Source organism: Streptomyces sp. URMC 123 (assembly GCF_051386515.1).
Classification (GTDB): domain Bacteria; phylum Actinomycetota; class Actinomycetes; order Streptomycetales; family Streptomycetaceae; genus Streptomyces.
On the sequence record NZ_JBPQTV010000228.1, the window covers coordinates 1 to 10,364 of the forward strand.

Sequence of the window (10,364 nt, forward strand, 5' to 3'; positions counted from 1 at the left end):
ATCGGAGAGGGGTGGGGCGCCAGCACGCACAGGGCCCGGTCGGTGGCCCTGCCGCCGAGCGCGCCCTCGCGCGGCCGCCCACTGGAACGCCCGCCACCGGATCACCCCCCTCGGCGGGGGCGCCGCCCCCGTCCGGCTCCATGTCTCCGACGCCATCCGCGACATCACCGACGGGGTGGTGGAACTGGAGGAGGCGGTCCTCGACCGGCTCGGGCGCGGTCGACCCCGCAAGGCGGACGTCGTGACGCGGCTGCGCAGGATCGCCGCGCTGCTAACGGACATCGGCGACGACGCCGTACTCGCCGGGCACGTGCTCACCGAGGCCCGGCGGATGGCCCGCCGCTGCGGGCAGGCGCTCGGCGAGGCCGAGCCGCTCGTACGGGTCGCCGGGCGCTGCCCCTGGTGCGACTCCGTCTCGCTGCGGGCCTTCCCCGTCCGCCGCGCCGTGCTCTGCGTCAACCCCGCGTGCCGCTGCTCGGACGAGGACTGCGCCCGCGGGGACAGCCCCGCCTACCGCCACACCTGGCCCGAGGAGCGCTGGCCCGAGCTCGCCGACGCCAGCGGGGTCACCCTGGACACGCTGCTCGCCGCGGGGGAGGACCGGTGATCGGCGGGCTGCTCACCGGGGCGCTGGCCGCCCTGGAGGTCGGCGTCACGGCGGCGACCATCCGCAAGTGGGTCCAGCAGGGCCATCTGGCGCCGGCCGGGCGCCGGGGCAGGGCCCAGCTCTTCCGGCTGGAGGACGTCTTCGCCGCGGAGCGGGCGACGCGCCGCTCCCATGAGCTCGTCCGCGCCTGACGGCGCCTGACCGAGTTCGTCCGCGCCTGACGGCGTCCGATCCCTCCGCTCCCCTCTCCCTCTCTCCTTCCGCTCTCCTTCCGCGACCGTCTCGTCGTACGGGCCATCGGCCCCTCGGCGAGGCGGTCGCTTCGCTGTGCCCGGGGGGCCGCGCCGACGACTCCCGTAGGCAAGTCGCGCCCCCGCAACAACGCCAGTTGCGCGCTCGCACGTCGTCGTTCACACTTGGAGCAGCGGCGGAGCTGTGCCCAACCCGGTTGGGACGGCCCGCCGTTGCGCATATGCGGCTCCCGTGTGTGCGTGGCCGGGCCGCGCGGCCGTACGGACCCCTCCCTCCATCCCTCCGTACGGCGCGCCGCCCGCGCGGCATCCCTCCCGGCGACACGCGGGCACGCCGGCGCCCCTCTCAAGAAGGAGACCGCATGTGAGTGACGCCCCGATCGCGTTCCCCGATGTGGAACGCCTCGTCGTGGACCACCTCAGGAACCGCCCCGAGCTGGCCGGGGTGACCGTCGACAACCGGCCGCCCGCCGGCTTCGACGGCACCCAGAAGACCGTGCTGGTCTCCCGCGTCGGCGGGGCCTGGGTGGACGACCGGCGGCTCGACGAACCGCTGGTCGACATCGAGGCCTTCGGCCCGGACAAGACCGCGGCGCACGGGGTGGCCCTCGCCGCCCGGGCCGCGGTCCTCCGGGCGGTGGGCACGTCCCACGGCACCTCGTACGTGACCGATGTGGTCGAGGCGGACGGCCCGCGCTGGCTGCCCGACCACAACCACCCCACCGCGGCGCGCTATCTCTCCACGGTGCGGCTGCTGCTGCGCGTTCGCTGAGCCGCGGCCCGCCTGAGCCGCTGAGCCGCCGGCCCGGTGCCCCACCGGGCGCCTGAGCCACCGAGGCGATCGCCTCCCCCTGACGGGCCCCGTCGTGATCGACGGGGCCTTCGCCATACCCACCCGACGCACCACCCCACCCTTCGAATGAGGAGTTCCGCATGGCAGGCAACAACGCCAACGAGATCCGCGTCGCCGGTACCGGACGCATCCTGGTCGCCAAGGCCAACACCGCCGGCCCGACCGACATGACCGCCAACTGGTCCGGCGACTGGGTGGACCTGGGCTACACCACCACCGACGGCATCAAGTTCAACAAGAAGGACAAGATCGACCCGGTCGACACCTGGCAGTCCGTCAGCCCGGCCCGGTTCATCTACTCCGACCGCGACCTGACCGTGAAGTTCCAGCTGCTCCAGCTCAGCAAGGAGACGCTGCCGTTCTTCATGGGCGGGGACCCGGTGGAGACCGTCGGCACCGGCGCCGCCACGCACTTCAAGTACAACCTGGCCAGCAACCCCAAGAAGGACGAGCGGGCGCTGGGCATCGAGTTCAGCGACGGCGCGGAGGCCACGTACCGCTTTGTCATCAAGCGCGGTCAGGTCACCGAGACCGAGGAGCTGGCGCTCACCCGCACCGGCGCCGTGAAGCTCGGCGTCACCTTCACCGCGCTGGCGCAGAACGACACGGAGCCGCTGGCGACCATCATGCTCAAGGACAAGTCGTGGCTCACCCCGGCGCCCACCCCGACCGCCTGACGACACGTCAGCGGTGAGCCGTCCGGTCCGGGCGGTGCCCCGCCCGGACCGGAACCGGTCTACACCATTTTGATGGACTGCTCGCAAATCCTTGTTGCGCTCTCGCGCGATCAGGTACGTTCGCCCTAGTCGCGGCGCGGCCCTGGCCTCCCCCCGTGGGCCGATGCGTGCCCGTGCCGCGATCTGGGGAACTCGGGACGATCATGCGGCCGCCGGCTCGCAACCCCGGCCGCCGCATTCCCCCGAGTCGCGCCCGGTGTGCCCCCAGCACCCGGGCGCGGAACCATTTGGGCGCGGGCCGTCCCCCTCTCCTCCCCCTCCTTCTGCGTCTTCTCCATCCTTTCGATCTTTCGATCCTTCCGACGGGAGTCCCGCATGCCCGGATTCAATGTCAACGCCGCCCGTGCCCAGCGCCTGGAGGCGCTCGGCCGCGCCTGGAGCTTCCAGCTCGACGACGAGACGTACGAGCTGCCGACCGAGCTCACCCGGGCGGCCGCGCGCCAGCTGCGCGACCTCGACGACAACGACGTGGACGGGCTGCTGCGGCTGCTGCTGGGCGAGGCCCAGTTCGCCCGCTTCACCGAGCACGACGTGACGATGCAGGACATCGCCGCCATCCTCGACGCCTACGGCAAGGAGACCGGACTCGGCCTGGGGGAAGACTGAGCCTCGGCGAGTTCGTCGACGAACACGCCGAGGCCCTGGAAGCGGATCTGCTCCGCCACTACGGCGTGGACCTGCTCGACTGGCACCGCGGCCGGCTCTCCTCCCGCCGGCTCGCGGTGCTGCTCGAACATCTGCCACGCGACGGCGCGGTCGCCCGCGCCCTGCACGAGGAGGCCGCCGAGTGGTCGGTCACCGACCATCTGCTCGCCACGGTCGCCGATCAACTGGCCGTTGCCAACTGGATGTTCGCCACGGTCAACAGTGACGAGGACGCGGACCCGCTGGAGTACCCGGCGCCGATCCCGCGCCCCGGCGACGGGCCCCGCCCGGACGCGCCGGACGACACGGCGGGCTCGGGTGGCGCGGATGGCGCCTCCGGGCGCGCCCGGCCCAGCGCTCAGGAACTGATGCTCTTCTTCGGCTGAGCCGGGCCGATCGGGGCCGGCCGAGCCGAGCCCGCTCACCGGGCGGTGTGCGGGAGCGTCCCGGCCCAGCGGGACACCGCGCGCAGCATCCGCCGGCGCAGCGACCCGGCCCGCACCCTGCCGGAGGCGCGGCAGAGATACGCGTGCCGCTCCACCGGGGAGCGCCGGTGCAGGAGTTCCTCCAGCGCGCCGTAGTGGCCGTAGCGGTCGTGGTCGGTCTCCAGCCCCAGGAAGAGCCAGAGAATCGGCTGCCGGGCGGCCGGCCGCAGGATGTCGACGATGGCGTCGACGTCGCCGGGGAGGGTGTCGAGCACCACGAAGGCGACCGTGGGCCGCCGGTCCCGCGGCGCCGCGCCGCCGTCGTACGAGGCCGGCACCCTGTCGTACGGGCTTGTGCCCCTGTCGTACGGGACTGCTGGCGCGCCGTCGTGGCAACGGTCCGCGCCGTCGTGGGGGCGGTCCACGCCGTCGTCGAGCAGAGCCCGCATGGCGGGAGCGACGTCGCAGGGGTAGCCGAAGACCGCCTCCTTCTCGCGCAGCTCGAACAGCGCGTTGCGGACCGTGCGGCGCTCGAACAGCCCGGCATCGTCCCGCAGTCGGAACCAGTCGTCCACCCACGCGGTCACGCCCTCGGGGCGGACCTCGGGCAGCCGCACCGGCTCCGGGGCCGCGAGCCACGACCGCAGCGACGGGGCGCGCTGGAGCTCGAAGGAGAGCCCGGATATCAGCCGGGCGGCGCCGGCCATCATCGGCGTGCGATAGGCGAGTTCCTCGTAGGCGCCGAATACCGCCATGGCGCGCCAACCGCCCGCCCCGAAGGTCATGGGCGCAATATTCCACGTCCCCCCGGGCCTGGCAACGCGACGCAATGGCGCCCGGCCCCGAAGCGGCGGACCGGCAGCAGAAGAAGACGGTCACAGTGTCGAGAGGTGTGCGGAATGGACAAAGTTCTCTACTTCGATCCCGCAGAGACCGCGTTGATGAAGAAGAACATCACCGGTCTCAGCCACAGCGTGGAGGGGATCAAGGTCGCCCTGGCCGGCGTGGCGATCACCGCCCAGCTGGTCAAGGTCGACCTCAGCCTGATGAAGATCGATGAAAAGGGCCTGACGATCGGGGGCATCCAGAAGAGCACCTGGCCCTGGGCCAAGGAGGGCTCCTGGCTCTGGAAGAAGGTCCAGAAGGACGTCGACGCCGAGTTGCGGAAGCTCCAGCAGAAGGCGGAGCAGAAGAGGTTCCTGGAAAAGGAACTGCCCGATCGGCTCAAGACCCTGGACCAGGGGGTCGCCGACCGCAAAACGGAGGTCGGCAAGCTCACCGAGCGGGCCAGAAAGGCCGAGGGCCGGCTGGACAAGCTGGAGAAGCGGCCCCAGCGGACGAAGGAGCGCATGAGCCCGTCGGCGGGCCAGCGGGTCGACGTCAATCAGCTGAAGGGGCTCCGGGAGGCCGCCATTCAGATCAATGACCTGCACAGCAGGATCGACAAGCTGGTGCGTGCCCTGTGACGCGCGGCCTTCGAGACAGAGACGTACCACGTGAAGTGAGGCGGCCATGAGCCTGAAACGAGCACTCGACGGGGCCGCCGCCGGACTGGGGCGGCTCCGCAGCGGGGTGAGCCGGTCGGCCGGCGAACTGGGCCGACTGCAACAGTCCTCCGCCACCGCGAGCAGCGCGGTCGGCCGGCTGAAGACCTCCGCCGGCCAGGTCGAGCCCTCCCTCAACCGCATGAAGTCGGGGGCCGACAGGGCCCACGGCTCCCTGGGCCGGCTGCACACCGCCGCCACCCGGAGCGGGGGCGGCCTGCGGTCGCTGCGCACGGCCGTGACCCAGGCCGACGGCGGCTTCGGCAAGGCGCGCGGCGGGGCCGACAAGCTCAAGTCCGCGCTGGACAAGCTGAAGAAGTCCGCGGACAACACCCGTAACGCGCTGCGCGATGTGAAGCGGCAGGCGGACGCGGTGGAGAAGTCGGTCGGGAAGGCGGGGAAGGGCGCCGACCGCACGGGCAAGTCGATGGGCGGCCTGGGCAAGGGGCTGAAGGGAGCGACGGGGGCCCAGAAGGGCCTGAACGTCGCCATGAAGGCGAATGTGCTGGGTCTGGTCGTCGGTCTGCTGGCGCCGCTGATCTCGCAGTTCGTGAACATGGACAAGGTCGTCGCGGTGGCGAAGAAGGGCTTCGAGATCGCCTGGCGGGCGATCCGCAGCGCCACCGACTCCGCGATGAAGTTCCTGGGCCCGCTGCTGAAGGGAGTGGTGAATCTCTTCACCGCCCCGATCCGCGGACTGATCAACGCCATGAACGGGGCCATCGGCGGGCTCAACCGGATCAAGGTCGACATTCCGAGCTGGGTGCCGGTCTTCGGCGGCAAGTCGTTCGGGATCAATCTGCCGAAGCTGCCGAACATTCCGGCGCTGGCGGAGGGCGGCATCGTGCCGGCCCGGCACGGCGGGCGGCTGGCGCTGCTGGCCGAGGCGGGCGAGGCCGAGGCCGTCATCCCCCTCTCCAAGCTCGACACGCTGCTGCGCACGGGATCGCTCAGGGGCCGCGGCCGGGGACCCGGCGGACAGCCCGGATTCCATATCGAGAACTACTACGAGTCCTCCTCGGGCAGTGCCCGCCAGACCGCCGAGGCACTGATGTTCCTCGCGAAAGCCAGAGGCTGAGGCCGATGAGCCAGACAACCGTCCCGTACCGCGGCGAGACCGCCGCCCCCGGCTCACTGATCACCCTGGACGGCCAGGTGCAGTGGGCCGGACTGCTGATGGGGCCCGGCACCCCGTACGGCATCGCCTCCGAGGGGCTCACCGGCTGGGCCGATCTGCCCGCCCTCGACACCGGCGACGTGGTCCGCCCCGACCAACACGGCGCCTGGCCCGGCGCCCAGTGGGCCCAGCCCCGCTCCGTCGGCGCGACCGTGTGGCTGCTGCCCGAGTCGGCCGACCGGGCGTCGGCCACCGCCGAGGCCCTGCTGACCGCCACCGGGGTGCGGGCGGGGGAGGAGTGGCTGGCCGTGCGGCTGCACGGGCAGACCCTCGCCTGCCGCGCCCGGATCGGCCAGCGGGTGGTGCCCACCAACCGGGCGTTCGCCACCCAGGGCGCGACCAAGGTCGCGCTCCAATGGGTCTGCGCCGACCCCCGGCGCTACAGCGTCGACGAGCGGAGCGTGCGCACCCAGCTGCCCGCCCCCGAGCCGGGCCTGTCCTGGCAGGCCGCCGGGCTGGAGTGGCCCCTGGACTGGGGCCTGGCCGGCTCCACGGGCAACCTCACCGTGGTCAACGAGGGGGACGCGCCCACCGCGCCGCTGATCGAGTTCCGCGGCCCGGTGCAGCGCCCCTCGCTCACCCGGATGAGCGACAACCGGCAGCTCCAGTACGACATCGAGCTCGCCGACTCCGATGTGCTGACCGTCGACACCACCGCCGGCACGGTCACCCTCAACGGCACCGCCTCCCGTATCCACACGGCCATGGCGACCTCGCTGCCCGAGCACCTGTTCCAGCTCGAACCCGGGGAGACGGCGCTGGCCTTCCGCGCGGCGCCCGGGCCCGTCGACCCGCGCGCGTCGGTGACCGTCACCTGGCGCGACGCCCGCTGGTAGCCGCGCGCCCGCGCCCGACCGCGTACGGGCCATCGCGCCCGCGCCCGATCGCGTACCCACGCCACGCCGCGCCGACCGCGTACGCCCCCCTGTGTCCCGACACCCCACCCCGCCCCACCCACCTCACCCCACCCGGAGACCAACATGAGTGTTCGCAGCGCATGGCTGCTCAACCGTACGGACGCCGGTGGCGGCCAGACCCGGGTCGACACCCGGCTCGCCCCCACCGGCACCATGTCCCCCTCGGGCCTGCTGACCTCGCGGGACGGCATCCTGCCCGGCTCCCCGACCGGCGCCGAGGCCGTCGCCGGGCTCGCGGTCACCGGCGACGCCGGGATGACGGCCAAGGTGGCCCCGGGGCGCGCCGTCGTCCAGAGCACCGAGGTCGCGGGCGCGTACCCCGTCGTCAGCACCCAGGTCGAGAGCATCACCTTCGCCGACGGCGACGCCGCCAACCCGCGGATCGACCTCGTGGTGCTGCGGGTCTACGACCAGGCGCACGACACGTCCAACCGCACCGAGGCCGTCATCGAGGTCATCAAGGGCACGCCGGCCGCCGCGCCGGTCGCGCCCGCCGTGCCCAGCGGCGCCCTCGCCCTCGCCGAGGTCACCGTCCCCACCGGCGCCTCCGCCGGCAAGGGCGGCCTGAACTGGGGCTCGGCCGTACGGGACCGCCGGCGCGCCACCGTGGCCGTCGGCGGGGTGCTCCCCGCGGGCGGCCCCACCGCCTTCCCCGGCGCCTACCCCGGCCAGTACCGGGACAACGGCAGCGGACTGGAGCGCTGGAACGGCACGGCCTGGGCCGCCTACCCGCCCGAGCCCGTCTGGCGCTCCTGGACCCCCACCTGGACCGTCAGCTCCGGCACCAACCTGCCCTCCTTCGGGAACTCGGTGCTCAACTGCCGCTATGTGAAGGTCGGCCGGGTCGTGCACTTCGCCTTCGACGTCACCTTCGGCTCCACCGCCAAGTACGGCGCCGAGAACTGGCGGTTCGGGCTGCCCGTGCCGGCCGCGGCCCTGACCCAGGCCATCGGCTACGCCGAGCTGCAGGGCGCCTCGGGCCTGCACCGCCTCATCTCGCGGGTGCGCGTCACCAGCGACTCCACCTTCGAACTGGAGATCTCCTCCGGGCGGGTCGACAGTGTGGCCGTGACCGGCGCCCAGTCCGGCATCGCCGACGTCAACGCTCCCTGGACCTGGGCCGCCGGCCACATGATCCGCGGCACCGCGACCTACGAGGCGGCCGCGTGACGAGCGCGTCCGGGTACGGGTCCGGCGCCCCGTACGCGGCCCCCTACCGCGCCGTCTTCTGCGATCTGCGGACCGACGAGGTCAAGGACGTCCTGCCGCTCGTCGACGTCCAGTTCGACGACTACATCGGCAAGACCGGCTCGCTGACGGCGACCGTGCCCCTGCCCGACGAGGGGCTCGCGCAGCGGGCCCGGCGCGCGCTCGAGCCCGGCCGCACGGCGGTGTGGCTGGAGCGCGGCTCGGAGATCTGGTGGGGCGGCATCCTGTGGACCTGCACCCCGGCGGGCGACGAGCGGGGCCGGATGCGGGTCGAGATCCAGGCCGGCACCTTCGACTCGTACCTCGACCACCGCGTCCTCGCCGCCAAGCAGGTCGCCGACGGCGTCGACCAGTTCGACATCGTGCGCCGGCTGCTGGACCACGTGCAGGGCCAGTCGGGCGGGGACATCGGCATCGAGTACGGCGACGAGGTCTCGGGCGTCGAGCGCACCCGCACCTTCGAGTTCCACGAGTTCGCCCGCGTCCGCGAGCTCATCGACTCCCTCGCGGCCATGGACAACGGCTTCGAATGGCGCGTGCACTGCTACCGCGACCCCGAGTCCGGCCGGCGGGTCAAGCTGCTCCGGCTCGGCAGCCCCGTCCTCACCACCGGCGCCACGGACATCGTCCTCGACCGGCCCGGCCCCGTCCTCGCCTACAGCCTGCCCACCGACGCCACCGTGCAGGCCAACGCCTGGCGGGCGCGCGGCGAGAGCGCCAACCGCAACCAGGCGAGCGCCTCCGTGCCCGCGGTGTCCCGCTGGTGGGTCCACGACGAGGACATCCGGGTGGCCGGCTGGCCCCGGCTGGAGGGCACCTCCGACCACGCCGGCGTCAGCGACCGCGCGGCACTCGACGCCCTCGCGGCGGCGGCCTGGCGCAAGGCCCGCCGCCCCCAGGTCATCCCCGAGGTCACGGTGCGGGTCGAGGGCCGGATCGGGCCCGCCGCCCTGGGCGCGACCGTGCGGCTGCGGCTGCACGACCTGTGGCACCGGGAGGGAACGGGCGAGCGCTACCGCATCGTCGGGCTCGCCGTGACCCCGCCGACGCGCGGGCAGGCCGAGACCGCCAAGCTCTATCTCGAAGGGGTCTGACATGGCCGCCGTACCGATGGACCTGCTGGACCGCATCCGGGCGCTGGAGCGCCAGGTGCGCGCGCTCATGGGCAGTGCCAACACCCGCCCCGCCATGAACGAGATCATGAGCGGCAACGTCACCATCGGCGAGGGCGGCCAGCTCATCGTCTTCCCGCCCGGGGGCGAGCGCCCCACGTTCGCCGTCGGCCAGTGGCCTGACGGGTCCTACGGGGCGCAGATGCGCCGCCAGGACGGCAGCGCCGCGCTGGTGGTGGAGGGCGACGGGTCAGAGAAGGGCATGATCCGCATGATGAGCCGCGACACCGCGGCCGCCTCGCGGGTCCTGATCATGGACGACTTCTACTCCGACACCTTCCTCGGTCGGCCCTGGATGCCGATCCCGATGTTCCCCACGGAGCGGCAGAACACCTCCCAGACGGCCTATGAGCCCGCCTGGGTGGGCGAGTGCCCGGTGCACAACGCCGTGACGGTGATCAAGCTGGTGACCTACTCGCCGCACGGCGGCCAGGTGAAGGTCACCATGACCACCGGCGGCACGACGGTGACGCTGGCGGAGTACGACGTGCCCGCCGCGCAGTGGACCTGGCGCACGATCGTCCGTCCCAACCACGGGATGGAGTTCCTGCAGAGCGCCGTGTGGAACGTCAACCACCGGTGCAAGGCGCAGAACAGCGACATCGAGACCCGGCTGTTCTCGGCCTACACCCGCAACACGCAGAACGCGGGGGAGAAGCCGGAGCCGCCGGTGCGGCCGGCCGCGAAGGTGTCGCCGACGGCGGCGGTTCCGTCGTCGGCCACCTCGGCGGCGGCGGCCTCTTCGGCGTCCGGGCCCGCCCCGGCGGCCGAGCCGGCCCCGGCGCCCGGGCAGGCCCCGGCGGACACCTGACGCACGCCTCCGAACC

The 10,364-nt window shown here is 72.9% G+C and carries 13 protein-coding genes; 12 read left to right on the forward strand and 1 reads right to left on the reverse strand.

Features of this window, described 5'->3' with window-relative positions; all coding sequences use genetic code 11:
* The 6 genes from ACSNOD_RS22570 to ACSNOD_RS22595 form a co-directional block, all read left to right on the forward strand.
* A partial coding sequence (locus tag ACSNOD_RS22570; protein WP_436768838.1) for a hypothetical protein occupies positions 1–607 on the forward strand: 607 nt, incomplete at its 5' end.
* On the forward strand, positions 607–798 hold the full coding sequence (locus ACSNOD_RS22575; RefSeq protein ID WP_436768850.1) for a hypothetical protein: 192 nt from the start codon (positions 607–609) through the stop codon (positions 796–798). The genes ACSNOD_RS22570 and ACSNOD_RS22575, both read left to right, overlap by 1 nt.
* Before the next feature lie 424 nt (positions 799–1,222).
* Positions 1,223–1,630 (forward strand): hypothetical protein, encoded by a 408-nt coding sequence (locus tag ACSNOD_RS22580; protein ID WP_436768839.1) that lies wholly within the window; start codon positions 1,223–1,225, stop codon positions 1,628–1,630.
* A 161-nt stretch (positions 1,631–1,791) separates the two neighbouring features.
* Positions 1,792–2,388, forward strand: coding sequence for a phage tail protein (locus tag ACSNOD_RS22585; protein WP_436768840.1), 597 nt, complete (start codon positions 1,792–1,794; stop codon positions 2,386–2,388).
* A gap of 375 nt (positions 2,389–2,763) precedes the next feature.
* On the forward strand, positions 2,764–3,054 hold the full coding sequence (locus ACSNOD_RS22590) for a hypothetical protein (protein ID WP_436768841.1): 291 nt from the start codon (positions 2,764–2,766) through the stop codon (positions 3,052–3,054).
* A 65-nt stretch (positions 3,055–3,119) separates the two neighbouring features.
* Complete coding sequence (locus tag ACSNOD_RS22595; protein ID WP_436768842.1) at positions 3,120–3,479, forward strand: hypothetical protein; 360 nt, start codon at positions 3,120–3,122, stop codon at positions 3,477–3,479.
* 35 nt (positions 3,480–3,514) lie between these two features.
* Here the strand turns inward: ACSNOD_RS22595 and ACSNOD_RS22600 are convergent, their stop codons facing one another.
* Positions 3,515–4,303 (reverse strand): hypothetical protein, encoded by a 789-nt coding sequence (locus tag ACSNOD_RS22600; RefSeq protein ID WP_436768843.1) that lies wholly within the window; start codon positions 4,301–4,303, stop codon positions 3,515–3,517.
* 114 nt (positions 4,304–4,417) lie between these two features.
* Between ACSNOD_RS22600 and ACSNOD_RS22605 the strand changes: the two genes are divergently transcribed.
* From ACSNOD_RS22605 to ACSNOD_RS22630, 6 genes are all read left to right on the forward strand, one after another.
* Entirely contained in the window at positions 4,418–4,984 is a 567-nt protein-coding gene (locus ACSNOD_RS22605; RefSeq protein WP_436768844.1) for a hypothetical protein, read from the forward strand.
* Between the two features lie 46 nt (positions 4,985–5,030).
* Positions 5,031–6,140: a hypothetical protein gene (locus ACSNOD_RS22610; protein WP_436768845.1), complete on the forward strand. Its 1,110-nt coding sequence runs from the start codon at positions 5,031–5,033 to the stop codon at positions 6,138–6,140.
* Between the two features lie 5 nt (positions 6,141–6,145).
* Entirely contained in the window at positions 6,146–7,075 is a 930-nt protein-coding gene (locus ACSNOD_RS22615) for a phage distal tail protein (protein WP_436768846.1), read from the forward strand.
* 144 nt (positions 7,076–7,219) lie between these two features.
* Positions 7,220–8,326, forward strand: coding sequence for a hypothetical protein (locus ACSNOD_RS22620; protein ID WP_436768847.1), 1,107 nt, complete (start codon positions 7,220–7,222; stop codon positions 8,324–8,326).
* Entirely contained in the window at positions 8,323–9,459 is a 1,137-nt protein-coding gene (locus ACSNOD_RS22625) for a hypothetical protein (RefSeq protein ID WP_436768848.1), read from the forward strand. Before ACSNOD_RS22620 ends, ACSNOD_RS22625 begins: the two co-directional genes overlap by 4 nt.
* A 1-nt stretch (position 9,460) precedes the next feature.
* Entirely contained in the window at positions 9,461–10,348 is an 888-nt protein-coding gene (locus ACSNOD_RS22630) for a hypothetical protein (RefSeq protein WP_436768849.1), read from the forward strand.
* The last annotated feature ends 16 nt before the right edge of the window (positions 10,349–10,364 follow it).

Bases quoted from the DNA above. Each gene is read 5' to 3' on its own strand.
- ACSNOD_RS22615 (WP_436768846.1), top strand. From the start codon at position 6,146: ATGAGCCAGACAACCGTCCCGTACCGCGGCGAGACCGCCGCCCCCGGC.
- ACSNOD_RS22590 (WP_436768841.1), top strand. From the start codon at position 2,764: ATGCCCGGATTCAATGTCAACGCCGCCCGTGCCCAGCGCCTGGAGGCG.
- ACSNOD_RS22630 (WP_436768849.1), top strand. From the start codon at position 9,461: ATGGCCGCCGTACCGATGGACCTGCTGGACCGCATCCGGGCGCTGGAG.
- ACSNOD_RS22620 (WP_436768847.1), top strand. From the start codon at position 7,220: ATGAGTGTTCGCAGCGCATGGCTGCTCAACCGTACGGACGCCGGTGGC.
- ACSNOD_RS22600 (WP_436768843.1), bottom strand. From the start codon at position 4,303: ATGACCTTCGGGGCGGGCGGTTGGCGCGCCATGGCGGTATTCGGCGCC.
- ACSNOD_RS22605 (WP_436768844.1), top strand. From the start codon at position 4,418: ATGGACAAAGTTCTCTACTTCGATCCCGCAGAGACCGCGTTGATGAAG.
- ACSNOD_RS22610 (WP_436768845.1), top strand. From the start codon at position 5,031: ATGAGCCTGAAACGAGCACTCGACGGGGCCGCCGCCGGACTGGGGCGG.
- ACSNOD_RS22585 (WP_436768840.1), top strand. From the start codon at position 1,792: ATGGCAGGCAACAACGCCAACGAGATCCGCGTCGCCGGTACCGGACGC.